This is a genomic window from Streptococcus sp. ELY_90 (genome assembly GCF_058314475.1).
Map to the genome: position 1 here is coordinate 1 of NZ_JBZFUJ010000013.1, position 26,478 is coordinate 26,478.

Consider the following 26,478-nt stretch of genomic DNA (forward strand, 5'->3'; position numbering starts at 1 on the left):
ATCAAGCGTATAGAACCCGTACTGATGACGGTTATAATCTGGTTTTTCTTTGTGAAACATGGCCTTACCTCACAAACCGTTTTCTTTTAGTATACTCCTAAACAGAGCAAAAAGCTCTTAGAAATGCAATTCTAAGAGCTTTGTCTTCAGCCTGACAGCTGCCGCAATGCGGCAGCTGTTTCTATCAAGCGATACATTAAAATGCTGAATGAAGCAGTAGCTGGCTTGTTAAAATATCCCTACTCTTTAATAGACTGTTGGCAGCAGTAAAAGCGCTGTGCCTCATTCTAAAGTTTTTCTACCCTGCCTTAAAAGTCACCGTCATGGTTGTTCCCTGACCTCGGATGCTTTGGACGGTGATTGCGGCATCGTGGATTTGCAGGGCATGTTTGATGATGGAGAGTCCTAAGCCTGTGCCGCCGACTTTTTTCGAGCGGCTCTTATCCACTCTGTAAAAACGCTCAAAGATGCGCTCTTGTTCACTCTCATCAATTCCGATACCATTATCTTTGACTTCTAAGACAACGGTATCCTGCTGAGGTTTCACACTGACATAAACGTCTCCGTGCTCGCGATTGTACTTAATCGCATTGTCGCACAGATTATAAATGACCGAGTGAAGCAGGGCCGGATTGCCTGTTACCGAGGCTGATTCTCCTGACAAATGCAGGGAGACTTTCTTTTGAGTCGCCTTTGAAGAAAGAGTATCCATCACATTTTTTGCCACCTGATACAGATCAACAGATTCCATCGCTACTTGAGAAGACTCGTCTAAATGAGATAAATTGATAATATCTTCCACCAGCTGAATCATGCGCTGGGATTCAATGTAGATTTTTTCTGAGAACTGCTGTACATCTTGATCAGAAACCAAATCATTGGTCATCATTTCAGAGTAGCCTGCAATCAAGTGCAAAGGCGTTTTTAGCTCGTGAGAAACGTTCGCTGTAAATTCACGCCGCATCTTTTCTGCCTGCAGCTGATCTGTTACATCAAACAGCAAAATCATGACACCGGTTACCTTGCTGTCTGAGCTAATCGGCCGTATCAGCACACGGTAATTCTCCTTGCCAAAGGTGACCAAGCCTTCTTTTTTCTTGCCTTTCAGGCCTTCTTCTAAAAGCTGGTTGAGTGTGATATCGCGTGTTATTTCTAAAATATCTTTGCCCATACAGCTGTTATCTGTCTGAAAAAGCTGCATAGCCGCGGCATTAATACTGATAATAGAACGTTTTTCATCCAGCAAAATCATGCCTTCTCTGATTTTGGAAATAATAGTATCAAACTCTTTTTTCCGTCTTGTCAGCAGGGCATCTTGCCTGCGCAGCTCTCTTTGATGCCGGTCAATTCGTCTCAGAAGAGGCGATAATTCTTCATAAACATCATTAGCCAGCGGTTTTTCCAGATTCAGGCGATTGAGAGGCAGGACAAGCTTTCTGGATGTGTACCTGGCCACAAAGATTGATAGCACAACTGCAAGAATGATAATCAGAATCAAGGGCTGCAGCATGCCCAGCAGCAAGAGAAGAATGCTGCGCTGTGTGACCGACAGGCGAACAATTGTTCCATTATCCAGCCTTTGGGCCACATAGAGCGAGCGCTGGGTCAGCGTTGACGAATAGCGTGTGCTTTCTCCGTAACCGTCTTTCAAGGCTTCTTTGATTTCTTCACGATTGCCGTGGTTGCTCATCTTAGCCGGATTGGACTTGGTATCATGGAGAACCTTGCCGGTATTATCCACCCAAGTGATACGAACATTGGAGGTCTTCAGACTCTCAAAATAATCTTCTCCGTCCAGAGAAATCCCTTGAGCTGCCAAGGCTGTCTGCGTCTGCAGCTGCTCCATTTCTACATCTGTAAAATAGCGGTAGAGTACCCCCATTATTAAAATCAAAGAGGACAAAAAGACACCAATATTGGCTAATAAAATCGACCGAAATAGTTTTTTAGTCATGCGGCTCCTCCATTCGATAGCCAACTCCGCGCACGGTACGGATGTATTCTCCGCAAGGACCCAGCTTTGTCCGCAGGGTACCGATATGGACATCCACCGTCCGCGTTTCAATCAGGAAATTATCGCTCCATACCTTGTCCAAAAGTTCCTGACGGGTAAAAACACGGCTGGGATGGCGCATGAGTGTTGCCAGCAGTTCAAATTCCTTAAGTGTCAGATCAATCCTTGCCCCGTTTCGTGTCACTGTGTAATTGCGCGGATTGAGCCTCAGCTGACCAAAAGTAAGCTCTTCATCTTTTTGAATGCTCCCGCTGCGGCGCAGCACGGCCTTAATACGGGATACCATCTCCATCATTCCAAAAGGCTTGACCAGATAATCATCCGCTCCCAGATCCAAACCTTTGACTTTATCGTACTCGGTCCCCTTAGCCGTTGCCATGATGACAGGAATATGGGAGCTCCTGCTGTCTGCGCGCAGCTTTTTCAAAATACTGATCCCATCTTCCTCCGGCAGCATAATATCTAAAAGAATGAGTTCGGGCTGCTCTTGATTCAGAGTCTGCCAGAAAGACTGGCTGTCGGGAAACCCCTGAGCTTCAAAACCCGCAGTGCGCAAGGTATATAACATCAGCTCACGAATATCATCGTCATCTTCAATGCAAAATATCATGTTGCTTCTCCATCTAACTGCCCAGTGATTGAAAAAAGCACCCACTTGGCAATGTTAACTGCATGGTCTCCGATTCGCTCGATATATTTTGAAACCATCAAGACATCAATGGCATATTCTCCATCGGCATCCGGCTCGGTGAAGTATGTAATCAGTCCTTCTTTTATTGTATCAAATTGTTGGTCAACATGGCTGTCTTTAACAATAACTTCTTGCGCCAGGGCTTCATCGTCACGGACGAAAGCATCAATGCTGTCTGTCACCATCTGAACGACAAAGCGCGCCATTTCTTGGAGAATCTGAACTTCTTTTTGCCCTGATTTAATGTGTTTTAAGGCGATAATACTGGCAATCTCTGCAGACTGAGAACCGATACGCTTCATGTCATAGATCATTTTAAGAGCAGCTGATATCCGCCGCAAATCCTTGGCCACCGGCTGCTGCCGAAGCAGGAGTTTCAGACACTGTGACTCGATATCTCTTTCCAGCTGATCGGTTTGAGCGGCAATTTCACTGACATTATTAACCAGATAAAATTCATCATCTTCTAAAATATCAAGAGATTTGGAAATGGCTTCTTCGCAAAGAGCCCCCATTAAGATTAAATCCTTATTTAACTCATTAAGCTGATTTTCGAATTTTGAACGCATCAACCAAACCTCCCTGTAATATATTCTTCCGTCCGTTTATCCTGCGGCAGTGAAAAGAGCTGACTGGTCTTATTGTATTCAACCACTTCTCCCAGGAGGAAAAAGGCTGTTTTGTCAGAAATACGAACCGCCTGTTGCATGTTGTGAGTAACCATCACAATGGTATATTTTTTCTTAAGTTCTGTTACCAGATCTTCGATTTTAGCAGTGGAAATAGGGTCTAGGGCACTGGTTGGCTCATCCATTAACAGTACATCTGGCTCAATAGCCAAGGCTCTGGCAATGCATAAGCGCTGCTGCTGGCCGCCTGACAGACCAAGAGCAGATTTCGTCAAACGATCCTTGACCTCGTCCCAGATGGCAGCATTTTTCAAAGAGTGCTCAACGATTTCATCCAGCTGAGCTTTAGCATGAATACCATGCGTCCGCGGGCCAAAAGCAATATTATCATAGATGCTCATGGGGAAAGGATTGGGTTTTTGAAAAACCATGCCGACTTTTTTGCGTAAAACATTGATGTCAATATCGCGGTAAACATCTTGCTTATCAAGCAGCACATCGCCGGTGATTCTGCAGTTTTTAACGAGATCATTCATGCGGTTAAGGCTTTTTAAAAGGGTTGATTTCCCGCAGCCTGACGGTCCGATAAAGGCCGTTATTTTGTGCTCTTCAATAGCCAGATTGACATCTTTTAAGGCATGAAAATCCCCGTAATACAAATCCAAATGATTGATGGCTAATTTACTCATCGCCTGTCTCACTTCCTAATTTTCTTGCAATAGTCTCCGAAAGGAGGTTAATGATAATCACCAGCACCAGCAAGACAACTGCTGTCGCATAGGTCTGGTTAATATACAGTCCTTCTCCTGAAATAGCATACATGTGCACGGCCAAAGTCCTGGAAGACCGAAAGACACTCTTGGCAACCTCTGCCACTGTTCCTGCCGTAAAGATAAGGGCAGCTGATTCACCGACAATTCTCCCGATAGCCAGAATGACACCCGAAAAAATACCCGGCATAGCACTCGGCAGCACGATGTGAAAAATCGTGCGGAGCTTGCCGGCACCAAGAGCAAAACTGCCTTCGCGATAGCTGTCAGGCACGGATAAGAGGGCTTCTTCTGTCGTCCGCATAATCAAAGGTAAAATCATGATACTCAGAGTTACTGATCCGGACAGGAGCGACAGGCCAAAATGCGCATATTTCACAAAGAAAAGTGCCCCAAAGAGACCGTAAATAATGGACGGAATGCCCGAAAGAGTTTCTGTTGCAATACGGATAACAGAAACAAAAGGATTTTCCCGCTTGGCATATTCCGTCAGATAAATAGATGCCCCGATACCGATGGGAACCGCCAAGACCAAGGACAAAACGGTGATAAAGACAGTATTAACAAGGGCAGGGAGCAAGGAGACATTCTCACTGGTGTACTTAAACTCAAAAAGTTTAGGACTGAGATTGGGAATCCCCTTGATTAGGATATAGCCCACAATAAAGACAATGGAGACAAAAGTAACAACCGCTGCACCATATACCAACAGGAACAGAATCAGAGAGACCGGATCCTGCTTGTAGGATTTTAATTGCTGCTGAAAATTTCGTTGATTGATGTTTTCCTTTTCCATGACTAATCCTCTTTATGAAGCAGGGAGAAGCTGATATTGATAATAAGGACAAAAATAAACAGAATAACCGCTGTCCCGATTAAAGCTTCTCTGTGCAGGCCGCTTGAGTAACCCATTTCCATAACAATATTGGTGGTCAGAGTCCTGATACCAGAGGTCAGAGAATCAGGCAAAACAGCCTGGTTGCCTGCAACCATGATAACCGCCATCGTTTCACCAATCGCACGGCCGATACCTAAAATAACAGCCGCCAGAATCCCCCGTTTGGCTGCCGGCAGGACGGCAAAAAAGACACTGCGCTCATGCGAGGCTCCCAAGGCAAGCCCGCCTTCATAATAACTGTTGGGCACTGCTCGGATAGCCGATTCAGAAACGCTGATAATGGTTGGTAAAATCATCAATCCCAGCAAAACCGATGCTGTCAGCACACCCATACCAAATCCGCCAATATGTTCTCTGACAAAGGGCACTAAAACCACGAGACCAAAGAAACCGTAAACAACAGACGGAATACCGGCCATCAGATTGATGGCGCTGCGCAAGGGTTTGTAAATTTTTTCCGGACAAAATCTGGCCATAAAAACCGCTGTCAGCACACCAATAGGAACCCCTATTATAAGGGCTCCCAGAGTTACATAGACGGATCCCACAATCATAGGAAAGATGCCATAGACATTATTGGCAGGCTGCCAAACAGTTCCCAGAAGAAAATTCTTAAGACCTATTTTTTGAATGGCAGGAATACCGCTTGAAAAAAGGAAAACACAGATTAAAATAACCGATATAATAGAAATACAGGCGGTAAGAAAGAATACCGCTTGCATTACTTTTTCTTTAGAATGATTCATTCACAGCTCCTTATTTTGAGAGAATATCATCCCATTTTGTTGTATCGCCTTTGAAGATTGCTTTAACTTGTTTACTGCTCAATTCCTTGATATCATTGCCTTTGTTGACAATAACAGCGATTCCGTCCAGAGCAATTTCCTGTGATTTAACACCCTTTGAGGTTTCAGATTTTTCAAGTTCTCTTGAAGCCATTCCAATATCACAGGTCTTATCAATAGCGTTGGTAATTCCGGTTGAAGAATCACTCTGCTGAATTTCAATCGTCACCTTAGGATTGACTTTCAGGTAAGCTTCCTTAAGCTTTTCCATAACAGGTGTTACTGAACTTGAACCTGAGATAACCAATTTTCCGGAATCCACACTGGATTCGTATTTTTCTTTCCCATCAATTGCAATATAGCCGTTGCTTTCAACAACTTTTTGACCGTCGCTGCTCATAATGTAGCTGATGAAGTCCTGAGCTACGTCGCTAATCTTATCTTGCGTCACAATGTTGAATGGACGGGAAATTTTATAGCTGCCGTTTTTGACATTCTCTACCGATGCCTTGGCGCCGTCAATTGACAAAACCTTGACCTTATCATCTAAAGAGCCCATGGAAACATAACCAATGGCATTCTCATCTCCGGCAACTGTTGTCAGCATCACGGCTGTTGAGTTGGTCACAGCTGCTTTATCGGTTGTCAAATCAACCTTTTCACCGTTGCTTTTTTCTTCTTCAATTCCGAACAGCTCAACAAAAGCTCCCCGTGTTCCCGATCCGTCTTCACGGGAAACAACATTGATCGTCTGCGAAGACGATTTTTCACTGGAACTGCCGCAGGCACTCAATAAAGCTAAGCCAGCCAAACCTGTCACTGCAAGCGCCGATAAGAATTTCAATTTTTTCATGATAGACTCCTAATCTAAAAGACATATTAATCTTACAGCTTTTATTATACGCACCAAACATCAAATCTTTTACCCTGATTATGTAAAGTTTTTGTAAAATGTCCCGGTATTTCCATAATCTTTCCCTCTGACTGCCCACTTTATGGAACTTTTCTCAGCCAGAACTCCTAAAGTTCAAGCACACAAAAAACACCCCGTGTTATGACGCATGGAGTGCTGTTCTGCCCTGTTGCTGCCGGTTCTTAATATTTTAATTGTACCGGATGGTAAATCAAGTGCCTTCAATCCTTTGCTTTTCGTCCTAGTCTAATAAAATTGAACTATAATCAAAAACAATTATTGGCTGAACTAAAATGACATATAAGCCTGCAGCCTGTTTGGCATCCCCGCATACAATAGTTTAACTAATCTCTCAACTTCCATTGACATGCCTGACTTAATCCAGCCAATCATCTTATAGATCACACCAAACCAGTACAAACTCAATAAGAATTCAATTTCATCATCAATTTGTGCTAGACCAATATAATCATACGAGACATCCATTAATAAATCATAATAATTTTCAACAAAAAACTTATTATCGAATTCAGTAACCAGCACACGCAAAAAATTCTTTTTTTCTTTTAAATTATTTAGCAGATACTCCGTGCTGTCCCGATAGCTTTTCTTCTGCTTAAATAAGACAAAACTTTTTTCTAAATCCTCGGAAAAAATTGAAAACATGGCCGAAGGAATATCCTGAAAATAATGATAAAACGTTTGCCTGGACATGCCGGCTTCTTTCATAATCATTGAGACAGTGAGACTTTCATAATTGGTTTTTTCAAGTAAGTGGATAATGGAATTAGAAATGATCTTTTTAGTTGGTACTGTCATTACAGGTGCTCTTACACTTTCTCTGTTTTGTCACAACAAAACTAAAATTCTGTCGCTTTGAAAACGGTTTCATTGTGCTATGATAATTATATCACAATGAGGATATAAAAGGGGGTCTAAACATGACTTATCAAAAACTTCTTGAGGAAGTTAACTTCCCAAATGGCGGAAAATCTCCATCAGCTATTGTTATGGCTCCGATGGAAGCAAAAGGCGCCAATCTTGATGGCAGCGTCAGCCAGGCCGATTTAGATTACTTCAGTATTCGTACCAAAGTTGCCGGCTTGATTATCACCGGGGCCATGAATGTTAACATGATCGGACGCGGTTTTAAAGGACAGATCGGCATTTTTGATGATGAATTCATTCCAGGTCTTAAAAAACTGGCACAAACCATCAAAAAAGATGGCAGTAAAGCCATTGCACAGCTCTACCATGCAGGCCGTGAGGCAGATATTACACAGAATGGCGGCGTTGCTGCTGTGCCAACTGAGATGGATTTCCCATTTTTAAATCATCATCCTCGGGAATTGTCTGCCAGTGAAATCGAAGAGACCATTAAGGACTTTGGCAGAGCTGTCAAGCGTGCAATCGATGCAGGTTTTGACGGCGTTGAAATTCACGGAGCAAATCACTATCTCCTTCAGCAATTCTTCTCTTCTTATTCAAATCATCGCACCGACAAATGGGGCGGCTCATTAACCAATCGAATGAATTTTCCTCTGGCTGTCGCCAAGGAAGTCTGCCGTGTTGTTGATGAGTATGCGCCAGAAGGCTTTATCGTAGGCTACCGCATCTCTCCAGACGAAATCCATGGAGAAACCGTCGGATATACCGTGGATGACAGCATGCAATTAGTTGATGCACTGCTGGAACACAATAAATTGGATTATATCCATATTTCGCTGTTTACTCACTATGATGCTAAACCGGACGGACACGAAGAAAGTTACGCAGCTCTGGCCAATAAAGCTATCAAAGAGCGCGCCAAGTTAATCATTGTCAGCGGTGTATTCACTGCCGATGACGCTTTAGATGCCCTAAATCAGGCTGATTTGGTTGCAATAGGCCGAGCAGCATTGGTTGAACCGGCATTTATGCAAAAAATCAAAGACGGCAAGGCAGATACCATTCGGACAAGAGTCGAAAATTTAGAAGAGCTGAACTGGCCGGATGATTTAGTAGAGTGGCTCCGTGCTGAAGACACTCCGCTTCCTCCAGTCGAAGGCATTTAAAGGCCATCACTAACATCAAAAGACCCCAGATAGCATGTAACTTCTGGGGGATTTTTTGTGTATCAAAAAAGTCCCATATGACTTAGAAAAGCGACCAAACTCACATTAGAAAGACTCATATCGAACAATAGATCTATTTGCGGAATAACATTTAGCAATTCACGGAACAATAGTAATTTTTTATATTATTTTCTAAAACTGCATAATACTATTTCCCGCCAATATTAGAATTAGATTCTACAACATAAGTTCTTTTAAATTATTAATCAACTCAGGCATGCGTTAGATAAAAGAAAAGAATAGCAGTTCAAGCTTTCTCTCTTTTTAAAATAATCTGCTGAGGTCTCATGATTCGCTGTTCATCCAAGAGGCTCACGGGATAAGTCGTACTTAAAACCCCATTCTCTTACTGAGAAATGGGGTTCTGAAGGTTAATAATTGATTTTATAACCGATGCTAGTTACCCATTATTTTTAGTCCTTTTCAAGATTTGTTGCTTAAAAAACCATAAATAACATTAACAATCATCAGTAGCGGGGCAAAAGGAATGAGATTTGGAAAAAGATAGCCAACTAATAATATGATCACTAGCTGCAATCCATATAATAGTGCCCACCGATAAGGTATCTTTTTTTCTTCAGCTGATAACGGTCTTTGACTCGTCTTGATCACCATTGCTGTCATGATTATCCAAGCTGCATCCCAAAGGGCAAGAACGATGAGGTAAAACAGGAGAAAGGCAAAATTAGCGGAATGCTGTCCGATCGCTCGAGTCGCTAAGGGAACAAAACTAGCCGTTAAGAGCCAAAAACTATTGGCTCCAAATAAATGAAAGCTGACATGATCTACTAATTTGTAGAGTTCATGATAATATAGCCAGACTGCCATGATTTGCAAAAAACTAGTAATGTAGATAAAAAGCATGGGCAGCATACTTCTAAATCCTGCTACGGTCAACTCCTTAGGTAACTGTAACTCCAAGGCCATAATTGTGACAATAATGGCCAATATAGCATCTGACAAGGCTTCTACCCTTGGTTTTTCCACTCTGCCCTCCTAATGACTGCTTTTTTGCTTTTTTTCTAATGGCTGAGAGGGAGTTTCTAACGGCTGTGTTGAAGGCTCTATGCTGCAGCCATCAATCCCACAAACTAAACCTGTCTCTTCTGAATCACTGTCTAGTAGTTGAAAAGGGGTATCTATCATTTTATTGTGCTCCTTCCTCTGCTTGAATTTGTTTTAATGCCGCTAACATGTATTCATAAGGCTGAGCACCTGAAATGCCATACTTATTGTTCAGAACAAAGAAAGGTGCACCTTGAACGCCTGATTGATGGGCTTCTAAGATATCGCGTTTGACCTCGTCAGCAAACGCATCTCCAGCAAGAACCTGCGCTGCCTCTTCTTGTGGTAAACGAAATTCACTGATCGCAGCCAGTAACACAGAATGATCCGCAATATTGGCATGTTTTTCAAAGTAAAGACGGTACAAGGCCATAATGAAATTTTGATGATCTTTTTTATCTAAATACTTCTGCGACCATTTAATAAGACGGTGAGCTGAAAAGGTGTTGGTTGGAATAATCCCCGCCATATCAATACGCAGCCCTTCTTCATTTCCCATGCTTTCCATGTGCGCAAACTGAGCTTTAGCTTGCTCAGTGGTCATACCGTGACTAGCAGCAAACTCTGTGAGCATGGTTTCGCTTGTTTCTAAAGGCGCATTGGGATTTAGCTGGTAAGCTTTCATTGTCAAATCTTCCGGGTTTAAACCAACAGCTGCCATAGCACGCTTCATCCGACTAGCACCAATGTAACAAAATGGACAGGCAACATCTGACCAGTAACTAATTTCCATATTTCTTCCTTCCTTTCTTTCCATTACCAAGAAGCTTTTTTCAACCCAGGAATGACACCTTGGTAAGCTTGCTGGCGTAAACAAATCCGACAAAGTTTAAACTTGCGGTAGACCGAATGCGGACGGCCACATGCCAAACAGCGTGAATATTCTTGAACCGAGTAGGCCTTCTTTTTTCTTTGTATCAAAGCTTTTCTTGCCATTTAAACCTCTTTTTTCCCAACTAATTGACCCTTTTTAAAGACTAATAAACTCGTCAGGGTAGGCTGAATGCCAAATAAAGAAATGAGACGGGGCACTTGAAAAATATCTGCTTGGTAAAGCACCAAATGCTCTCGTTCAGCCGTGTCTATGAGTTCTTTTTGCCCAAGAGACGATAGACTGCATTGATTTCCTGAAACAAGAAGAGCTAGATTTTGATGTTGGGCTAACAGTTCTTCTAATTCGATACTAGACGTGACTGATTTTATCATAGGTTATCAATATAGGCCAATGTATCTAGGGCAGCAATGGCACCGCTGCCTGCTGCTGTAATGGCTTGTTGGTATTTTGGATCTTGCACATCACCAGCTGCAAAAATACCTGCAACAGAGGTCTTTGCTGTTCCTGCCTGTGTTTGAATATAGCCTTTATCATCCAATGCTAATTTCCCATCAAGAAAATCGGTGTTTGGCTGATGACCAATGGCCACAAAGAGACCGTCAGCCTGAATGTGCTCAATATCACCTGTTTCATTATTACGAACATCCAAACCAGTCATTCCCATCAGATTAGATGCAACTTTGACAGGCGTGTAATTTAACATCCAATGAATTTTATCATTTGCCTGAGCCCGTTTGGCCATAATATCAGATGCGCGTAACTCATTGCGGCGGTGGACAACAGTCACTTTCGATGCAAAGCGTGTCAAATAGAGGGCTTCTTCCATAGCGACATCACCCCCGCCAACTACAAGGACTTCACGCTCTTTATAGAAGAAAGCATCACAGGTCGCACAAGCGCTGACACCCTTCCCAATGGCCTCTTCTTCGCCTTCAATCCCCAGGTATTTAGCGCTAGAGCCTGTTGCGATAATAACGGCCTTGGTATCAATGATTTCACCATTATCCAGATGTACCTTGAAAGGAGACGATTCGCCTTCAATTTTTTGAACAAATCCAAAGGTCATTTCGGTGCCAAACTGTTCTGCTTGGCGGCGCATCGTTTGGACCAATTTATTGCCATCAATCCCGTTTTCAAAACCTGGGTAATTTTCTACGAGGGTTGTGGTGGTTAATTGACCACCCTCAGAATAGCCTGTGATCAATCGATTTTTCAAACCAGCTCTACTTAAATAAATGCCAGCTGTGTACCCTGCAGATCCTGAACCTACAATAATTGCATCATACATAAATCACCTCATGATAACTGTGCTTGGATTTTTTCCGTCAATGTTTGTTTAGGATGAACGCCAACAAGAGCATCAACGGGTTTGCCATCTTTAAAAATCACCATTGTTGGAATAGAACGAATGCCAAAGAGATTGGCCAGATCTTGTGATTGGTCCACATCCACCTGAGCAATCGTTGCTTTTCCGTCAAAGTCCTGTGAAAGTTCTTCCACTACCGGTTCCATCATCCGACAAGGCGGGCACCACTGCGCCCCAAAATCGACAAAGCTTACCCCATTTTGGATAGATTTCGCAAATGTTTCAGTTGTTAGTTGTGTCGTCATAAAAAACTCCTATCTAAAATAAACCACTTCTATTCAATCATATAATTGAATAGCATAAGAATAAAAGAATGAATTTCAAAAAGGTTAACGTAGCCCTTCTAAAAATCCAATTTGTATCACTTAGTTTCCTTGAGTACTAAATAAGAAGTATTTCAAAGATTCAATTCAATAAAATCATTGAATAGGTTGTGTAAAAAAGAAATTCAACTTTTTTATTGAATAATTGAATTATAGCACACCAAATCTATTTTGCAATGATTTTGCTCACGAGTCTCCGGTTATAAGAAAAGACTAAGGAATACACCTTAGTCAAGTTCTGAACGAGAGGATGCACCCCACTTCCAATCAGCAAAACTGCGATTGAGACTATAGATACTGTAGCCCAAACTCTGTAAATCTTGTGCTGCTAGGTTGGCATAGCCACATTGGCGCCCGCGACAATAAACAATGATGGTCTTCTCTTTGGGAAGCTGAGCTTTTTTTTGATCAAACTCATCGATTGGTAAATTAAGAGCTTTTGGCAAGTGCCCTGCTTCATACTCTTCAGCAGGCCTTAAATCAAGTAGGAGAGTATCTGTCTTAGCTGCTAATTCAATTGCATTATCAAGCTCAATCTGAGGAACACCAGCTGCCTCATCATAGTCTGACTCAATCGCTCTGACTTCTGCTAACTGTTCTTCACCGACAGCAAATAACAGAAGAACTAGCTGGACAACTTTTTCAGAAGCTAAGCTATAACGGATAAAATTACCATTTCGACTCGTCACCACCAAGTGACTTTCTTTTAAAACCTGAAGGTGGCGCGAAGTATTGGCAACAGAGAGACCCGTCGCACGCGCAATTCCCTCAACTGTCTTTGGTCCCTGTGATAATATATTTAAAATATCAAGACGCTTCTCACTTCCTAGCCCCTTTGTTAAGCGAGATAGCTCTTGGTAAATATTTTGTTTGTAATCAGTCATTGTCTCTTGCATCAAATCAACTCCTTATCTATTCAATTCAATAGTATAATTCTTAAAAATAGTTGTCAACTATTCCATTCGAAAGATGTTGATACTCATTTGTGGCAAAAAGATAGGCATTCGCCAAAAAATAAAAAGAATACTTATCCTTAACATTTACTAATATTAATAGGTAAATCATGTAAAAAGAGACCTATCTCTGAAAAAATGAAATTTTTAACGAGCCGCAGTTTCTTTTGTGACATACTATCTATATGCGACCATAAATTGTATCAAAATGATTTACTTATAGCTCTCAACTGCCAACAATTTTCTAATGATTAATTTCGGACATTCACAAAAATAGTCCACAACTACTTCTGTTGTCGCTACTATCTCAAAGCCTAAATCAAGAGACAAAAAGTAAACAGCATCAAGACATACTACCTGATGAGCAGTATGTCTTTACTTATATAGACACTAAAGGAAATATCAATAAGCCTTTACATGCTGACTATCTCCATAACAAGATGAAATCAGTTAAACGTCGCTATAAAGAGCTTGTCATGCTACACCGCACAAATTACGTCATACTGGCACAACACTTGCTAAACAAACAGGAATTTCATTAGAAGCTATTTCAGAAGCTCTAACACATAGCGATATCCTTACTACCAAAACTTATATTAATACTTCAAATGTTGTTTCTATGGCTGTTGGAGAAGTCGCCTATCGCAATCTTAAAAACTAATGGTGTGAATTTTGCTAAAAAGTATCAAAAAAACACCCCATGGTGTGAACCATGAAGTGTTTGAAACGTTGATATAATCGCTTTGATTGACGTTTTGAGAATTGTGAAGCTTTACGAACCTTCGTAAGACTTGATTTGTCAGGATTAAATGTCAATATTTTTAAATCCTTAAGCTAATTTCAATCAATCTCTTTTATTGGTACCTTAGCTAAAGATAAATCAATATGGCAGTAGCCGTTGGGATTTTTTTTGAGGTAATCTTGGTGATAATCCTCAGCATCTATAAAGTGACGTAAAGGTTCCAGCTCAACAGCCAGAGGACGGCCATCGTGTTTTTGACTGACGGCTTGCATCATTTCTTGCGCAACCGCCTTGTCACTCTCATCCGTGTAATAAATACCTGTGCGGTACTGACGGCCCATATCGTTGCCTTGACGATTGATAGAGAAAGGATTGATAATGCGGAAATAGTGCTGGAGCAGTTCACGCAGGGTGATGCGTTCCGGGTCGTAAGTGACAGCGACAGTTTCTGCATGATCTGTTGCATCAATCAAGGCATAAGACGTCACCTCAGATTGACCATTGGCATAGCCCACACGGGTGCCCACAACACCGTCAATCAAGTCAAAGTAGCCTTCAACACCCCAAAAGCAGCCCCCTGCCAGATAAATTGTTTTCATATACTTGCCTCCATTTTCTGAAATAAGCCTTTACTCAACGATAGACATATAATCTGCGTAGCCTTCTTTTTCCATTTCTTCATAAGGAATAAACTTGAGCGCAGCAGAGTTGATGCAGTAGCGCAGACCGCCGCGGTCAATGGGGCCGTCGTTAAAGACATGTCCTAAGTGTGAGTTAGCTTCTTGACTGCGAACTTCGATACGGCGCATACCGAAAGAACGGTCTTCGTGATCGGTCACCCGATGGCTGTCAATAGGTTTGGTAAAGGCTGGCCAACCACAGCCTGAGTCATACTTATCTGTTGAGGAAAACAAGGGCTCGCCACTTACGATATCAACGTAAATCCCTTTTTCAAAAAACTCGTCGTATTTTCCTGTGAAAGCACGCTCAGTTGCAGCGTTTTGTGTCACCTCATAGGCCAAATCGCCGATACGCTTGCGTAATGCTTCTTTTGTTTCTTCTGTCATGTGTGGTCCTCCTTTTTATTGATATAAAGATAGGTGTTAACATTTTTCCAACTATTGCGCTTTTAAAAGTGATGTCAATGTTGACCAGAGCATATAGGTTTGAGTTGGAAAGGACACGATCATGCTGCTAAGGTCCTGTGCGGTCATCTTTTTCTCGATGATTGGTGTCAGCCAGTCCAGCCAAGTGCCAGCTTGGCTGGAAATGGCAGCAGCACCCACCAAGTAGTCTTCCTTGTCAAAAATCAAAGCCAGTTCAGCATCCCGTTCGTGATTGTTGACCCAGTCGTGCTGCTCTCCCCATGGGATTTCAACCAATTTGTATTCTTCAGGGTGAGCTTTAGCCTCATCAACAGTAACTCCTACTTGCCCAATGCGAGGCAAAGTAAAGACAAGGTTAGGGATAACAGGATAAGTGATGGCCTCTCCTTCAGGATTTAGGATGTCACGTGCGATATAGTTGGACTCAAACTCGGCTGTTGGTGTTAATTTGGGAATGGTTTTGTCAACGACGTCACCTGAGGCATAGATATTCGGCACAGCAGTGCGCATATGTCCGTCTACCTTGATGCCACGCGGGCTTGCTTCGACACCCAGATTTTCTAACCCTAAGTTTTCAACGTTAGCGACACGTCCTGTCGCATCCAGCACAAAGTCGCCAGTAGCTTCTTGACCTGTTTGTGTCGCTACGCGGAAGCCCTTGCCAGCTTTTTCGACTTTGGCAACGGCTTGGCCAAAGTGGAAGACAGCGCCTTGGGCTTCAAATTTAGCCACGATTTTTTGGACATATTTTTCTGGATAAGCCAGCAAAGGGCGGTCCGCATATTCAAAGAAGGTCACTTTCTTGCCTGCTAGTAAGGCCATTGACGCAAATTCCATCCCAATAATACCTGCACCGATTACAATCATGTGTTCAGGCAAAGCATCCAAATCTAAAAATTCGGTGCTGCCTTGCGTAAACTCTTTACCTGGAATATTAAGTTTAGCATTGCGGGCGCCAGTCCCAATAACGATGTAGTCAGCCGTGTAGTGCTGATTATCTACAGTGACAGTGTGGGCATCGACGATTGTTCCCCGTCCATTGATAATGTCAATCCCTAAGTTTTTGAACATGGGCGGAAATACCTCTTGAAAACCAGCCAAGGTCTTGCGTTTATGAGCCATCATAGCTGCCCAATCAATCTGAACATCAGCTGTCAAGCCCAAATCCTGATAGTTGTTCAAGCCGTCTAAATATTCAAATGGGCCATCTAAGAGAATTTTAGCATCGCAGCCATAGTTAGTACAGACACCGCCAAATTTGTCTGCTTCAATCATAGCGACCTTTTTCCCTGCTGCGGCCAGCAGACGCGCACCATGGTTATTGGCATGGCCGCTTCCGATAAAGATTACATCATAATTCATTGGTTTTTCCTCACTTTTCTTTGAGTGCTAGTCAGCTAATACTCTGTAGGTATTCACCTTGCGTGACACGTGTTTGCGAATCTCCTGTGTTTTTGGATCTGCATGTCCTTCTTTGTGGCCCGGACGATTCAGCCAAGCCTCAAAGTCTGTTTTATAATTCCATTTTGATAGGAGGATAAATTCGATACTATCCCCTTTGTCTTCGCCTTGCCAGCCTTCAGCTGCTAGATTGCCCGGCCACTCTTTGAGGGAAGCAACATCACGCTTGATTTTTTCAAGAAATTCATCTTGGTAATGTTTGTCTACGGTAAATACGGCTGTCTGTACGATTGTCATTATGCGGTCTCCTTTTTATCTGGTAAATTTCTGCTTTGGTTACATGTTTTCTAAGCTCTTAGCTAAGTCTTCAATCTCTTGAGGCGTTCCTGTGCCGTCTAACTTGGCTAAGATAGGTACCTTGTAGGTCTGGGCAATGTTTTCTGCGCCAAAATTAAACGTTTCGGCATGTTTTGCCATGGAACCACTCCCAACAACGGCCTTGACGCCTGGATTGTGCGCTAAAAACTGCTCAACGACTTTCGGCGTTTTGCCTTTTCCTGTAGAATAAGTGAAAATCACATAATCTCCATTAACTGTCTCGGTACCTGTTTCGATTTTTAAGACATCTGTCATGCCCAGCTGATTCACAATTTTTTCAACATGGCCTGTACGGCTTGCATAAACGATTTTGGTCATAACTGTTTACTTTCCCTTTCGTTCTTGTCGGAAGGTCTCCATCATTTCCTGAAGCAGATACAAAAGCTTGCCATTATCCGAGCTGCCCTTAAAGTTTTTGGCAATTTCGGCTTGGACAGCCAAAGCAGCTTGCTTTAGATCTGCACCTTCTTGAGTGAGGGTAACAATCAAGTCACGCGCATCCGCTTGTGAGCGCTCCTTAATGACGAATCCTTTTTCCTCTAATTTCTTTAGTACCGGTGTCAGAGTGCCACTGTCCAGGAACACTCTATCTCGCAGTTCACGTGTAATAGTGCTGTGCTCTTCCCAGAGAACCATCATGACCACATACTGTGTGTAGGTCAGTCCGATCTCAGCTAACAAAGGCGTGTAGCGGTTGATAAATTCTCTAGACGCTGCATACAAAGAAAAGCAGAGATGATGTTCTAAAAGCAGAGATGATTGTTGCTCTTGAAGCTTATCCCCTATTTTTTGTGTCTGTGTCACTTCAACCCCCTTAAAATCAATTTTATTCAATCGATTGATTGCAACCAGTTTAACAAAATCAAATCGGCATTGCAAAAATTTTGCTTACAGCCTTGATTTTTATTGTCTTGATTGTCAAAGTGAAGAGGCAATCAAAATATCATTGCTGTCTAGACACAAACTACATTGGGATAATCTTAAGAAATTTAGCTGTTATTTTAGACAAACTAAAAGGGCCAGTTTGGCCCTTTTAGGTGTTTTTGTCTCTTCACACCGAAGTTTATCTTATCAATCAACTTGGACAACAAACTTTCCAGCAGGCGGCTCTTTTTCTAAGGTCGCCAGTGCTAACGGTAAATCAGCAAAGGTAAACGAACGGGCGATTGGAACTTGCAGTTTTCCTTCGGCAGCCAATGACAACACGGCTTGCGCCATTTGTCCTAAATCCTGCTTTTGCTGCATATTGCCGCTTTGATGGGCAGCCCCTACAAAAGTCAGATGAACCCCCAAACCGCGAGAAAATAATTTATCCATGGCACCGGCACTTGGCGGAGCAACAATACAGACTAAGTCCCCATTGAATGCGAGCATATCAAGATCTTTGTCCGCGTAACTTTGCCCCAAAGTGTTAATGATCAGGTCTACACCTAAACCAGCAGTCCGTTCTTTGATGACATCAGCAATATTTTCTTTTTCATAATCAACAGCCACATCTGCACCCAATCCATACACGAAATCTTTCCTATTACCGGGGACTGTCGTAAAGACTGTCAGCCCTGCAATTTTCGCCAGCTGTATAGCCATGGAGCCGACACCGCCCGAACCGGCATGAACAAGTATGGATTTTCTGTTTGATAAGTTAGCCTTACGGTGTAATGCCTGATAGGCAGTAATACCTGTAGACAAGAGACCTGCGGCCTCTTCAAAGGAAACATTTTCAGGAACTCTGGCCACCGTATAGGTTGGAGCTGTCGCAAATTCTGCAAAACAACCTTGTTGAGCTAAATCAATATGAGCAGCTACTCGCTCTCCAATACTGAAGTTTTCAACACTATCGCCAACAGCAACAACTTCACCGGCCATATCCAAACCTAAAATATGCGGGTATTCCCAAGAAGCCACCCCTTGCTGTGCCAGCTTGTAATCAGCAGGATTTAAACCTACTGCACGAACAGCGATTAAAACTTCTTCTGATTCTGGCTGTGGTTTCGGCATTTCGACCAATTCTAAATTTGGTACACCTAATTCTGTTTGGCTGGATAAAACCCAAGCTTTCATAATGTCACCTCATTTTTCTTTCTTAAAACCATTTGTTTAAGCGCTTTCATTGTATCATAATTACACCGTTTAAGAAAGCCGCCAATAGATCGCATTTCCCCTATTTACTTAAAGCTGACAGCTTTATTTCTGGTTTGACTTTTCATAACTGATATCGACTAAAGCCATGATCTCCTCATCAGTAAGTGTATCATCCATGATGATTGCAACCCAATGTTTGTTCTTTTTCTTGTAAGGATGGTAGATTCCTTTTTGATGATATGTTTCAGCAGCCTGCTTAAAGTTTAAGTTCAGATATTCGACCCTTTCTTTTGAATCACCTATCAGATTGCTCTTTTTCCCGAACATAACAAGGCCAAACCACTTCTTTGTTGCAGGGTTACGGAATATCCCATTGCTTTCATTGCCATTCTTACTTCTTTCTGGTTCTACTCCGTATTTCTTTTTAATCAAATCAGCAATTCTATTTGTTTGAGCAAAAAAGAAATCGTCTTTTTTAAAGCACTTGTCTCTAATATCAAGAAGCACCTTTTGGCACTCTTCTTTCAAGGCAGCCACAAAACTGCCAGTAGCATCAGTATTGATCAAGGTGTATTCTTCACCAAACTCCACTTCTGTCAGTTTCGCATCTATTTTTTGATTTTCAACTAGAATATGAAGGTCAAACTCATTATTGTGAATCAGCTTGCTATAGAAATACGAATCCCCTCTTTTTTGAAATCCGTAGGGCAATAGAGTATCTTCTATTAATGTATATTTTGCAAATAATTCATCTGTCAGCTTCATCGTCTGACCACTCCCCTTCTTTTGTTAAATAGCTAATTCATCAATTCTGCAAATGCTATTTTAAAAAATCTCAATGACTTTAGACACACTATATCTCTAGTATACCACTTACGATTATATTTTAATAAAAAACAGAGCGTGGAAGAAAAATTAAATCGTCATGACATGAAATGGCGATTTCGATTTTCCTCGCTCTCTTATTTTAAGGCTCAGCTAGAAATCATTCACTGGATAAGACTATCCGCCTTAGCAAAGGATAAGGACTTCCAATCAGCAGTGGTTCAAACTGCTCTATCCAAACTAGTTAATCGGAAGCAGGACTTTTGTCCCAATCTCTTCTCCAAGAAGATTACGAAAAAGAAAAGTTTTAGGATTAGTTATAGTCTAAAAGCACGGACTTAAAAATGAAGCTTAGCTTGCTGATTTGTCCCTTTCCCTATAAAAAGTAATAATAGTGTGAAAAGTGGTGTGAATTCTGCTAAAAATCATCAAAAAACACCCCATGGTGTGAACCATGAAGTGCTTTGAAACGTTGATATAATCGCTTTGATTAACGTTTTGAGAACTGACTAGCTTTACGTGCTTTCTTAAGACCTGGTTGTTTGTCAAAAACACTGCATACAGTCAAATAAGCTATAAATCAACATTTCTTTTATCAGATATTCTAAAAATTGTTACATATACACAAATATTTGAACCTAAACGGTATCAAAAAGGTATCAAAAATCAGATTTCGGGGCTTATACAATAAAGAAATTTGTCTCGCATTGGTGAAGACCTTTTTATTGACTTTGGTCTTCTGCTGAGATATAATGGAGAAAAGCTGAGGCTGAGTTTTAATCGGTGACGACTCATTCAAAGGAAGCGGTACTATCGCTTCAGGTAGGGGTGCTGCCTCCTGATGATCATCAGGTAAATCCTCGATTCGCTCTTAGCTTTTTTTATTGACTTTTTTTGGTTACTGTGTGATAATAGTTGTGCGAAGAAGTACATCTTCCCTCAACATGAGGCAACGGAAAAGCCCCAGGTGTCCAGACCTGAGGCTTTTTTTGCGTAGGTGCGAAACTACGTCCGAGCTAGTGGCACTTAATCATCGTCTTTCCTATCTAGCCATTTAGAAAATAGTGCAAGCACTACCCCAACCGAAATTGGTGCGATGATATTTAGAAGTACAAAATCCCACATGGGCAACTCACCCCCTTTCGAGGCGGTGTCATTTGTGCCAAGCCCTATTATAACATACAAGCTATTTCTTGAAAATCATACTTATTGAAGTCAAGGTCTCTGCCACAGACCTGCACAGCATTTTTGCGACAAGTAAACAAAGGCTGAAAACAAATAGCTTTTTTCTCATTTCTTTTTACCCTTTTTAGCATCTATGAGCTTTTGAGTTTCTTGCTTGGCCCACTCTAAGCTATCATAAAAATCCATTTTCGCTGTTGGTTTTAGCAATTTAGAGCTTAACCAGTCCTCTATCTCTAAAGATAGTAAGTCATCAATAATCTGTTTAACACTAATTTCAAAAGCTTCTAAGTCGTCAATACGTACATAAATATCACGAAGAGAACGCGACCCATCCATAGCACATTTTATCCCTTTTTCTTTCAAATAGTTCACCATGGCCAGAAAGCTTATATTACCTTTTAAAAAATCCTGAAAGTTAGGCTTGTCCTTAATCTGATTTAATCGTAACCAATCTTCTAGTTCTGATACCTCACTAACTTGTGTCTGACAATACTTTAAGAGGTTTATAAACCGTTCTCCAGTCATCTTATCCAATTTAAATTTCATCACTTTTGTTTCAAAACTCATTTTGCTCTCCTTTTTCTAATTTATTCCAATTTCCTTTTGTCAGCAAGTAACCTTCGCTGATTTTTAACTAACGTGCTCTGCTCGCAAGTCTTCAGCCTTGCGACTCAGACACGTCTAGTCTAAATCGCTTAGCTTACTGACAAAAGTTTTCTCGGCATAAAAATTCTACATTGACTTATCAATTACTTTTTTAACTATCTGAACTGTTTTAATAACAAGGGGTTCTGGCTTTATTGCATTTATACTCTTCATAATCTTCTTAAAGTCCTTTGTTGGCATATAGTTTTTTGCTTGGGTACGCCACAAACCTAGCCTCTTAGTTGCCACGTTTAGCCTTTCCATTAACGTATTAAGTTTATCCCTAAGATTGCTATTTTCGATTTTTAGTTTGGTCACCTCCTCTTTTGTGCTATTAAGCTCATTCAGCAGCCGACCTTATTGGATACTTGGGTTTCAAGTATCTTTATACGATTGGTCATCCTTTCTTGATTAGTTCTTAACTGATGATTTTTGCTGATATTATCAACAGCTGTTTTTACCAGCCTATTCAGCTGTTCTTGCTCAATCTTTACCTTTCCTCCTAACGTTTTCTTACCAAGCCTCCCTTCCTGCAAGTCGGATAAACCTAATCCATTTAGATCTTCATAAATTTTATCAACCGTGGATAACGCTTCTTTCTTATCAGCTAAGTCTTTCGTAAGCTGCTGCATTTTAGCTTGCCTTAAATCAATTTTTGCGTCCATGTTCTCAAGCATTTGCTGTTTCTCTTTGTAATCCTTAACGCTAAGATGTTTAGTCTCACTATTGACCTTCCCTCTTTCTAGGTCAAAGCCATTGTCACTTAGATATTTAGGAAAATCAGCTTGTATCTTTTTCAACTCATCACGGTTAAACATAGCTTTTGATGATAATGTGCCATTTCTCATTGGAACTATACCCATATGCATATGCGGTGTCTTCTCATCCAAATGCACACTTGCATAAGCGATATTTTCCTCGCCATAGTGCTCTGCAAAATAATTCTTAGCTGTTTCAAAAAATTCTCGTGTTTGCTCATCACTCAGATTTTCAAAAAATTGTTTATCCGAAGTAATAATCCACTCGTCACACAACACGGCATCTTTTCGAATTGCCCGATTTGAGATTTTAGTTTTGTTCACGTAATCTTTAATCTGCTTTTCATACGATATAGAATGGTCACGTTCCGTCAACTCATAGTTAAGGTGTGACCTGCTAGGGTCAATATCCTTATTAGAATGCTCTTTAAAAATTCGTTCATTGTGCTTGTATGCTCCTCGTAAATTACCATATTTCATTTTTTGCATTCTTGCAACTGCATAACTCATATTATGTCCTTTCTCTTGCTCGAATAGCGAGCAAGGGGTGAATCGTTCCACTATTATTCACCCAAATATTAACGGCTATTTTTAAGTGCTTCGCCTGTATTTTCGGCACAACTTCCATGTAAAGTATAACGCACTATACTTTACCAAGGTAAAGGTGCGTTCTCCGAAGGGTCTTGCAGACGGCTCTCTCCTCACTTTATTCAGTGAGGAGATCTGAAAATGCAGCTCGAGCCACAAGCTGCTTTTCAGAGTTGCTCGCCGATACGAGCAAAGCATTTTTTCAAAATGCTTGTTGGACAGCTTCGCTATTGTCCAACAAATTTCCCTGCATAAAAGGCTAGTTCAGTTTCAAGTTTCTCTCGTCTTTCTTTGAGTAGATTTTTCATCTCTGCCAAATAATCAATTTCAGATGTCTGATAGGTATCTAGCATTTTCTTGTACTTGCTTCGAGTATTTCTATGAACTCTTCTCCATGTACTTTTATCATGTAACATAGCTGAAAGATAAATCTGAGATTCCAAAGTGAGATTTTCAAAATTGTTAGGTTTAAAAATGATTTCATTGATGACTGTAAATATTTCATCAACTGCCCTATTGCGAAGTTGAAATTCTAAACGCCACCAATTTTTGAACTGACTAGCAAACTGCTTTTCACTCTCTGTTCCACTACTCAATTGCTCCAATTTTTTATTGTAAAGTCGAATTTGTTTCTCGGAGCGGGAAGCTCCTAAATATTTTGTTTCCAACTTATCATCTTTGGAGCGGAATTCTTTTGTTGCAACCCCCCTTCCTTTTTTCTCTAAAATAAAATTACTACAATCAAGCTCGAATAAATCAAACGCTAAGTCAGCACGAGAGATTGAAACATCTTCAAGATATGCTATAATCGTACCAAGGATACTTTTATCTACAGGTCGGAGCTTATTTGGGTTAAACTCCAACCTGAAAGGGCGAGCATTAAAGGCTTGTCCTTTTATTTTGTCATACTGCATCAGGAGAACTACTCGTCCTACATCCTGAGTATATGCCTCAAATCTATCAGTTGTAGCTAGTTTCATAGTTATGGCTATGTTATTCTCAACCAAATTTTTCAGGGATTGCAGCCATTTTGACTGGATATAAGCGGTTAGCGTGATATTATCTAAGCTTACTCGGGTATTCAAATTTAACCTCCTTTCTTTTTCGAGGTCACCTATCGGCGCCTCTTTTTTGCCTGCGTAAAGATCTCGTAAATTGACGAACTTGGGGGAGCAACCCCAAGCCGACTTCGTCGGACATCTTACAATTTGCTCAACCAAACTTGTCAAAAAACTTGGATAGAAAATGCACACGAAATGTGCGTTCAGCGGGCTGTTAGAGGAGCCCGCGTTGTGAAGATTTCACAAATTCAAAAATCCTGTCTCCAAAAACCAATTTTCAAAGAATTTTCAGAGCTATTTTCAACAGATTTTTCTTCCCAAAATTTTTTCAAAAATCATCATATCGTCTGCAAATCTAAAACAGTTTTTTTGAAGAAATCCTCTTTATCGACAAACAAAATTTCTGCCATCTTTTCTACGTATTTATCAGGTGGAGTTTTATGTTCATGTTTGTAATAAAAGAATCTATCTTTATTCCTCTTGGCCTGAGTTAAGTTAGATGAATCGTCTCTAAACATCAAATCATTGAATTCAAACCAACGTAACTCAGACTTCTTACGGAGTATTTCAAAATTACTCCAGAACATCCTACCTTCATCAATAATTTGTAGCTTCCTGAATAATTGTTCTCGTTCTGCTTGTCTGTACTCTCTCGGTAGAAATCTCCTCACCTCTTCTACCGACATCTCTGGATAAACTTCATTTTCAAAAATAACAAGAGGAAAACGGATATTCTTCTCTTTATCTGATAAAACCTTATCAATAAAGTTATTGAGACTTGTTCGATTATCTAGTTTATAAAGATAAAGACTCGGAGATAGCAACTCAAAGAAATCACTTGTCATTGCCATCATCTTCAAAAACTCTTGCTTAGTTAAGGCGTCTTTGTCCATTGCCTGATAGGTAATTTGATAGGCGTCTAGTTGTTGGGTCAACTGAGCCTTAATAGCAGCATCACTGCCAAAGAATACTTTCATCATATTGCCAGCTCCATTAAATTTCATTGATGTATGTCCGATAGGGCAAAGAGTGTCCATAAAATACAGGAACTCTGTCACGTTCAATAAGATTGTGCTCCTCCAGGGAGCGCATAAGAACAACCATTTTGCTTCTAGAATAACCAAACAGTTTCATTAATTCTTCGATAGAGTAAGAAAGGTAAATATTGCCTTCTTCATCTATCCAGTGGCGCAAGACAGCTTCTTTCTGTTTCTCTTTCAAAATAGTATAAACAAAGATAGCATCAACACTTAGAGCACTGTAAAATTCATCTTGAAGGAGAACCTTAGGGATTAGGTAGCATTCTTCATCATACATTTTGTCAATCTCCTTATCTTTCATATTGTTCTAACCATTTTGCAACCTTGCGTTTATCGTACAAGGTTACACCATCAATAACAAAGTGAGGCATACCTTGACGTTGCCACTTAATAACAGTTGTTGTTGAGACATCTAGCCAACGACACAAGCCGGCCATGCGCACCATGGGCTTGTTTAAGTCCTTATCTGCAAATGCTTTTTCGATCGCCTCTTGTACCATGCTGTCGTATCGAGCTAGCAGTTTCTTTTCTGTAGCTTTAGGAAGTTGAACAGTAAAATTTTCTGCCATATGATCACCTCTATTTCTTTATTATATAAGCTCCGAAATAATTCAAATCGAATTATTTATATACATTATAAATTCTTTTTGAATTTTAGTCAAGAGATTTTATTCAATTTGAATGATATATGATATAATATGATAAATACTAATTATAGAAAGGAAAAATATGACCAATATAGAAAAATTAATAAAAGAAAGCGGGAAGAAACTTACACAAATCAGTGCTGAAACTGGTATTGCTTACCCTACTTTATCAGGTTATAATCAAGGGATTAGAACCCCTAAAAAAGAAAATGCCAAAATTCTAGCCGATTATTTTGGCGTATCAGTTCCCTACTTGTTAGGACTTGACGATAATCCAAATTTGATAAACCCTGGGTCAACCAAAGAGATTCTAAAAGGCTTTTCTAAAATACTAAGAGGGCAAAACACCATAGAAAATAAGATTACCGAATGGACTCCTTTTGGTGATGAATTAGCTGTTTTGCTGGCCGAAATTAACCAATCTGAGCAACTGGCAGATTATATTGATTTCATGGTTAATAAAAAAGACTTTAATCCTGTTTTGGTTAAAGCCATCAAACAATTTATATCAGACAAAGGAGAAGGATTGTTGCCACTTCTCATCAACAAATCAAGTGCTAAAAATTCTCCTTATCACTATGTATGGGAAGCTTGGAAAAACTCTGACGAGTACAAGAGACTAATAGCTGGTAAGAATAAAAAATAATTAGGACAGCTCGTAATT

General features: G+C 40.8%; 31 protein-coding genes and 3 pseudogenes. 3 read left to right on the top strand and 31 right to left on the bottom strand.

The window, feature by feature from the left end; all coding sequences use genetic code 11:
- Nucleotides 1-298: 298 nt before the first annotated feature.
- The 8 genes from AC4HAF_RS08185 to AC4HAF_RS08220 form a co-directional block, all read right to left on the bottom strand.
- A complete protein-coding gene (locus tag AC4HAF_RS08185; protein WP_491097363.1) occupies nt 299-1,954 on the bottom strand; it encodes a sensor histidine kinase in 1,656 nt (551 codons plus the stop codon).
- Complete coding sequence (locus tag AC4HAF_RS08190; protein ID WP_491097364.1) at nt 1,947-2,624, bottom strand: winged helix-turn-helix domain-containing protein; 678 nt, start codon at nt 2,622-2,624, stop codon at nt 1,947-1,949. Before AC4HAF_RS08190 ends, AC4HAF_RS08185 begins: the two co-directional genes overlap by 8 nt.
- Nucleotides 2,621-3,277 (bottom strand): phosphate signaling complex protein PhoU, encoded by a 657-nt coding sequence (phoU, locus tag AC4HAF_RS08195; protein ID WP_491097365.1) that lies wholly within the window; start codon nt 3,275-3,277, stop codon nt 2,621-2,623. Before phoU ends, AC4HAF_RS08190 begins: the two co-directional genes overlap by 4 nt.
- Nucleotides 3,274-4,023 carry a phosphate ABC transporter ATP-binding protein PstB gene (gene pstB, locus AC4HAF_RS08200; RefSeq protein WP_491097366.1) on the bottom strand — a complete coding sequence of 250 codons (750 nt, stop codon included), beginning with the start codon at nt 4,021-4,023 and terminating at the stop codon, nt 3,274-3,276. Before pstB ends, phoU begins: the two co-directional genes overlap by 4 nt.
- Nucleotides 4,016-4,900, bottom strand: a complete 885-nt coding sequence (gene pstA / locus AC4HAF_RS08205) for a phosphate ABC transporter permease PstA (RefSeq protein ID WP_491097367.1) — start codon at nt 4,898-4,900, stop codon at nt 4,016-4,018. The genes pstB and pstA overlap by 8 nt, the downstream gene beginning before the upstream one ends.
- Before the next feature lie 2 nt (nt 4,901-4,902).
- Nucleotides 4,903-5,748: a phosphate ABC transporter permease subunit PstC gene (gene pstC, locus AC4HAF_RS08210; protein ID WP_491097368.1), complete on the bottom strand. Its 846-nt coding sequence runs from the start codon at nt 5,746-5,748 to the stop codon at nt 4,903-4,905.
- A 10-nt stretch (nt 5,749-5,758) separates the two neighbouring features.
- Complete coding sequence (locus AC4HAF_RS08215; protein WP_491092146.1) at nt 5,759-6,640, bottom strand: substrate-binding domain-containing protein; 882 nt, start codon at nt 6,638-6,640, stop codon at nt 5,759-5,761.
- Between the two features lie 348 nt (nt 6,641-6,988).
- Complete coding sequence (locus tag AC4HAF_RS08220; RefSeq protein ID WP_491097369.1) at nt 6,989-7,519, bottom strand: TetR/AcrR family transcriptional regulator C-terminal domain-containing protein; 531 nt, start codon at nt 7,517-7,519, stop codon at nt 6,989-6,991.
- A 122-nt stretch (nt 7,520-7,641) separates the two neighbouring features.
- Between AC4HAF_RS08220 and AC4HAF_RS08225 the strand changes: the two genes are divergently transcribed.
- Nucleotides 7,642-8,754 carry an oxidoreductase gene (locus tag AC4HAF_RS08225; RefSeq protein WP_491097370.1) on the top strand — a complete coding sequence of 371 codons (1,113 nt, stop codon included), beginning with the start codon at nt 7,642-7,644 and terminating at the stop codon, nt 8,752-8,754.
- 483 nt (nt 8,755-9,237) lie between these two features.
- Here AC4HAF_RS08225 and AC4HAF_RS08230 read toward each other — a convergent pair whose 3' ends face one another.
- The 8 genes from AC4HAF_RS08230 to AC4HAF_RS08265 all read right to left on the bottom strand — a co-directional run bounded on the left by AC4HAF_RS08230 (nt 9,238) and on the right by AC4HAF_RS08265 (nt 13,299).
- On the bottom strand, nt 9,238-9,801 hold the full coding sequence (locus AC4HAF_RS08230; protein WP_491097371.1) for a TMEM175 family protein: 564 nt from the start codon (nt 9,799-9,801) through the stop codon (nt 9,238-9,240).
- 9 nt (nt 9,802-9,810) lie between these two features.
- Nucleotides 9,811-9,960, bottom strand: a complete 150-nt coding sequence (locus AC4HAF_RS08235; RefSeq protein ID WP_491097372.1) for a hypothetical protein — start codon at nt 9,958-9,960, stop codon at nt 9,811-9,813.
- A 1-nt stretch (nt 9,961) separates the two neighbouring features.
- On the bottom strand, nt 9,962-10,612 hold the full coding sequence (locus tag AC4HAF_RS08240; protein ID WP_491097373.1) for a DsbA family oxidoreductase: 651 nt from the start codon (nt 10,610-10,612) through the stop codon (nt 9,962-9,964).
- A 23-nt stretch (nt 10,613-10,635) separates the two neighbouring features.
- Nucleotides 10,636-10,815 carry a type Z 30S ribosomal protein S14 gene (locus AC4HAF_RS08245; RefSeq protein WP_491097374.1) on the bottom strand — a complete coding sequence of 60 codons (180 nt, stop codon included), beginning with the start codon at nt 10,813-10,815 and terminating at the stop codon, nt 10,636-10,638.
- On the bottom strand, nt 10,816-11,085 hold the full coding sequence (locus AC4HAF_RS08250) for a hypothetical protein (protein ID WP_491097375.1): 270 nt from the start codon (nt 11,083-11,085) through the stop codon (nt 10,816-10,818).
- On the bottom strand, nt 11,082-12,002 hold the full coding sequence (gene trxB / locus AC4HAF_RS08255; RefSeq protein WP_491097376.1) for a thioredoxin-disulfide reductase: 921 nt from the start codon (nt 12,000-12,002) through the stop codon (nt 11,082-11,084). Before trxB ends, AC4HAF_RS08250 begins: the two co-directional genes overlap by 4 nt.
- 8 nt (nt 12,003-12,010) lie before the next feature.
- Nucleotides 12,011-12,325, bottom strand: coding sequence for a thioredoxin (trxA, locus tag AC4HAF_RS08260; RefSeq protein WP_491092159.1), 315 nt, complete (start codon nt 12,323-12,325; stop codon nt 12,011-12,013).
- 305 nt (nt 12,326-12,630) lie between these two features.
- Complete coding sequence (locus AC4HAF_RS08265) at nt 12,631-13,299, bottom strand: ArsR/SmtB family transcription factor (RefSeq protein WP_491092160.1); 669 nt, start codon at nt 13,297-13,299, stop codon at nt 12,631-12,633.
- A 407-nt stretch (nt 13,300-13,706) separates the two neighbouring features.
- On the opposite strand from AC4HAF_RS08265, the pseudogene AC4HAF_RS08270 reads away from it, so the two are divergent.
- Nucleotides 13,707-14,017, top strand: a pseudogene (locus tag AC4HAF_RS08270) (tyrosine-type recombinase/integrase); the annotation flags it as partial.
- 185 nt (nt 14,018-14,202) lie between these two features.
- Here the strand turns inward: AC4HAF_RS08270 and msrA are convergent.
- The 15 genes and pseudogenes from msrA to AC4HAF_RS08345 all read right to left on the bottom strand — a co-directional run.
- Nucleotides 14,203-14,697, bottom strand: a pseudogene (msrA, locus tag AC4HAF_RS08275) (peptide-methionine (S)-S-oxide reductase MsrA); the annotation flags it as partial.
- 30 nt (nt 14,698-14,727) lie between these two features.
- On the bottom strand, nt 14,728-15,165 hold the full coding sequence (gene msrB, locus AC4HAF_RS08280) for a peptide-methionine (R)-S-oxide reductase MsrB (protein ID WP_491097377.1): 438 nt from the start codon (nt 15,163-15,165) through the stop codon (nt 14,728-14,730).
- Between the two features lie 51 nt (nt 15,166-15,216).
- Complete coding sequence (locus tag AC4HAF_RS08285) at nt 15,217-16,566, bottom strand: dihydrolipoyl dehydrogenase family protein (protein WP_491097378.1); 1,350 nt, start codon at nt 16,564-16,566, stop codon at nt 15,217-15,219.
- Nucleotides 16,567-16,593: 27 nt separating this feature from the next.
- On the bottom strand, nt 16,594-16,902 hold the full coding sequence (locus tag AC4HAF_RS08290) for an antibiotic biosynthesis monooxygenase family protein (RefSeq protein WP_491097379.1): 309 nt from the start codon (nt 16,900-16,902) through the stop codon (nt 16,594-16,596).
- Nucleotides 16,903-16,941: 39 nt separating this feature from the next.
- A complete protein-coding gene (locus tag AC4HAF_RS08295) occupies nt 16,942-17,301 on the bottom strand; it encodes a class Ib ribonucleoside-diphosphate reductase assembly flavoprotein NrdI (protein ID WP_491097380.1) in 360 nt (119 codons plus the stop codon).
- A gap of 6 nt (nt 17,302-17,307) precedes the next feature.
- A complete protein-coding gene (locus tag AC4HAF_RS08300) occupies nt 17,308-17,817 on the bottom strand; it encodes a MarR family winged helix-turn-helix transcriptional regulator (protein WP_491097381.1) in 510 nt (169 codons plus the stop codon).
- 237 nt (nt 17,818-18,054) lie between these two features.
- Nucleotides 18,055-19,044, bottom strand: a complete 990-nt coding sequence (locus AC4HAF_RS08305; protein ID WP_491097382.1) for a zinc-binding dehydrogenase — start codon at nt 19,042-19,044, stop codon at nt 18,055-18,057.
- 123 nt (nt 19,045-19,167) lie between these two features.
- The gene (locus AC4HAF_RS08310) at nt 19,168-19,830 is read right to left on the bottom strand and encodes a hypothetical protein (RefSeq protein WP_491097383.1); all 663 of its coding nucleotides are present in this window, start codon (nt 19,828-19,830) and stop codon (nt 19,168-19,170) included.
- A gap of 1,086 nt (nt 19,831-20,916) precedes the next feature.
- Nucleotides 20,917-21,015, bottom strand: a complete 99-nt coding sequence (locus tag AC4HAF_RS08315) for a type I toxin-antitoxin system Fst family toxin (RefSeq protein WP_002282917.1) — start codon at nt 21,013-21,015, stop codon at nt 20,917-20,919.
- A 165-nt stretch (nt 21,016-21,180) separates the two neighbouring features.
- On the bottom strand, nt 21,181-21,642 hold the full coding sequence (locus AC4HAF_RS08320) for a hypothetical protein (RefSeq protein ID WP_491092168.1): 462 nt from the start codon (nt 21,640-21,642) through the stop codon (nt 21,181-21,183).
- A 165-nt stretch (nt 21,643-21,807) separates the two neighbouring features.
- Nucleotides 21,808-22,988, bottom strand: a pseudogene (gene mobV, locus AC4HAF_RS08325) (MobV family relaxase).
- Nucleotides 22,989-23,293: 305 nt separating this feature from the next.
- Entirely contained in the window at nt 23,294-24,151 is an 858-nt protein-coding gene (locus tag AC4HAF_RS08330) for a replication initiation protein (protein WP_491097384.1), read from the bottom strand.
- A gap of 314 nt (nt 24,152-24,465) precedes the next feature.
- The gene (locus tag AC4HAF_RS08335; protein WP_491092171.1) at nt 24,466-25,131 is read right to left on the bottom strand and encodes a thioredoxin domain-containing protein; all 666 of its coding nucleotides are present in this window, start codon (nt 25,129-25,131) and stop codon (nt 24,466-24,468) included.
- Nucleotides 25,121-25,444: a replication initiator protein A gene (locus AC4HAF_RS08340; protein WP_002282922.1), complete on the bottom strand. Its 324-nt coding sequence runs from the start codon at nt 25,442-25,444 to the stop codon at nt 25,121-25,123. Before AC4HAF_RS08340 ends, AC4HAF_RS08335 begins: the two co-directional genes overlap by 11 nt.
- A gap of 13 nt (nt 25,445-25,457) precedes the next feature.
- Entirely contained in the window at nt 25,458-25,736 is a 279-nt protein-coding gene (locus AC4HAF_RS08345) for a hypothetical protein (RefSeq protein WP_002282923.1), read from the bottom strand.
- A gap of 160 nt (nt 25,737-25,896) precedes the next feature.
- Here AC4HAF_RS08345 and AC4HAF_RS08350 point away from each other — a divergent pair, with 160 nt between their 5' ends.
- The gene (locus AC4HAF_RS08350) at nt 25,897-26,460 is read left to right on the top strand and encodes a helix-turn-helix domain-containing protein (protein WP_491097385.1); all 564 of its coding nucleotides are present in this window, start codon (nt 25,897-25,899) and stop codon (nt 26,458-26,460) included.
- The last annotated feature ends 18 nt before the right edge of the window (nt 26,461-26,478 follow it).

Excerpts from the sequence above, each read along its gene's own strand:
- AC4HAF_RS08335 (WP_491092171.1), bottom strand. The coding sequence starts at position 25,131 with ATGAAATTTAATGGAGCTGGCAATATGATGAAAGTATTCTTTGGCAGT.
- AC4HAF_RS08185 (WP_491097363.1), bottom strand. The coding sequence starts at position 1,954 with ATGACTAAAAAACTATTTCGGTCGATTTTATTAGCCAATATTGGTGTC.
- msrB (WP_491097377.1), bottom strand. The coding sequence starts at position 15,165 with ATGACAGAAGAAACAAAAGAAGCATTACGCAAGCGTATCGGCGATTTG.
- AC4HAF_RS08285 (WP_491097378.1), bottom strand. The coding sequence starts at position 16,566 with ATGAATTATGATGTAATCTTTATCGGAAGCGGCCATGCCAATAACCAT.
- pstC (WP_491097368.1), bottom strand. The coding sequence starts at position 5,748 with ATGAATCATTCTAAAGAAAAAGTAATGCAAGCGGTATTCTTTCTTACC.
- pstB (WP_491097366.1), bottom strand. The coding sequence starts at position 4,023 with ATGAGTAAATTAGCCATCAATCATTTGGATTTGTATTACGGGGATTTT.
- AC4HAF_RS08250 (WP_491097375.1), bottom strand. The coding sequence starts at position 11,085 with ATGATAAAATCAGTCACGTCTAGTATCGAATTAGAAGAACTGTTAGCC.
- AC4HAF_RS08315 (WP_002282917.1), bottom strand. The coding sequence starts at position 21,015 with ATGTGGGATTTTGTACTTCTAAATATCATCGCACCAATTTCGGTTGGG.
- AC4HAF_RS08320 (WP_491092168.1), bottom strand. The coding sequence starts at position 21,642 with ATGAGTTTTGAAACAAAAGTGATGAAATTTAAATTGGATAAGATGACT.
- AC4HAF_RS08265 (WP_491092160.1), bottom strand. The coding sequence starts at position 13,299 with ATGCAAGAGACAATGACTGATTACAAACAAAATATTTACCAAGAGCTA.
- AC4HAF_RS08290 (WP_491097379.1), bottom strand. The coding sequence starts at position 16,902 with ATGACAATCGTACAGACAGCCGTATTTACCGTAGACAAACATTACCAA.
- AC4HAF_RS08225 (WP_491097370.1), top strand. The coding sequence starts at position 7,642 with ATGACTTATCAAAAACTTCTTGAGGAAGTTAACTTCCCAAATGGCGGA.
- AC4HAF_RS08190 (WP_491097364.1), bottom strand. The coding sequence starts at position 2,624 with ATGATATTTTGCATTGAAGATGACGATGATATTCGTGAGCTGATGTTA.
- pstA (WP_491097367.1), bottom strand. The coding sequence starts at position 4,900 with ATGGAAAAGGAAAACATCAATCAACGAAATTTTCAGCAGCAATTAAAA.
- trxB (WP_491097376.1), bottom strand. The coding sequence starts at position 12,002 with ATGTATGATGCAATTATTGTAGGTTCAGGATCTGCAGGGTACACAGCT.
- AC4HAF_RS08240 (WP_491097373.1), bottom strand. The coding sequence starts at position 10,612 with ATGGAAATTAGTTACTGGTCAGATGTTGCCTGTCCATTTTGTTACATT.
- trxA (WP_491092159.1), bottom strand. The coding sequence starts at position 12,325 with ATGACGACACAACTAACAACTGAAACATTTGCGAAATCTATCCAAAAT.
- AC4HAF_RS08345 (WP_002282923.1), bottom strand. The coding sequence starts at position 25,736 with ATGGCAGAAAATTTTACTGTTCAACTTCCTAAAGCTACAGAAAAGAAA.
- AC4HAF_RS08215 (WP_491092146.1), bottom strand. The coding sequence starts at position 6,640 with ATGAAAAAATTGAAATTCTTATCGGCGCTTGCAGTGACAGGTTTGGCT.
- AC4HAF_RS08235 (WP_491097372.1), bottom strand. The coding sequence starts at position 9,960 with ATGATAGATACCCCTTTTCAACTACTAGACAGTGATTCAGAAGAGACA.
- AC4HAF_RS08350 (WP_491097385.1), top strand. The coding sequence starts at position 25,897 with ATGACCAATATAGAAAAATTAATAAAAGAAAGCGGGAAGAAACTTACA.
- AC4HAF_RS08245 (WP_491097374.1), bottom strand. The coding sequence starts at position 10,815 with ATGGCAAGAAAAGCTTTGATACAAAGAAAAAAGAAGGCCTACTCGGTT.
- AC4HAF_RS08220 (WP_491097369.1), bottom strand. The coding sequence starts at position 7,519 with ATGACAGTACCAACTAAAAAGATCATTTCTAATTCCATTATCCACTTA.
- AC4HAF_RS08295 (WP_491097380.1), bottom strand. The coding sequence starts at position 17,301 with ATGACCAAAATCGTTTATGCAAGCCGTACAGGCCATGTTGAAAAAATT.
- AC4HAF_RS08305 (WP_491097382.1), bottom strand. The coding sequence starts at position 19,044 with ATGAAAGCTTGGGTTTTATCCAGCCAAACAGAATTAGGTGTACCAAAT.
- AC4HAF_RS08310 (WP_491097383.1), bottom strand. The coding sequence starts at position 19,830 with ATGAAGCTGACAGATGAATTATTTGCAAAATATACATTAATAGAAGAT.
- AC4HAF_RS08340 (WP_002282922.1), bottom strand. The coding sequence starts at position 25,444 with ATGTATGATGAAGAATGCTACCTAATCCCTAAGGTTCTCCTTCAAGAT.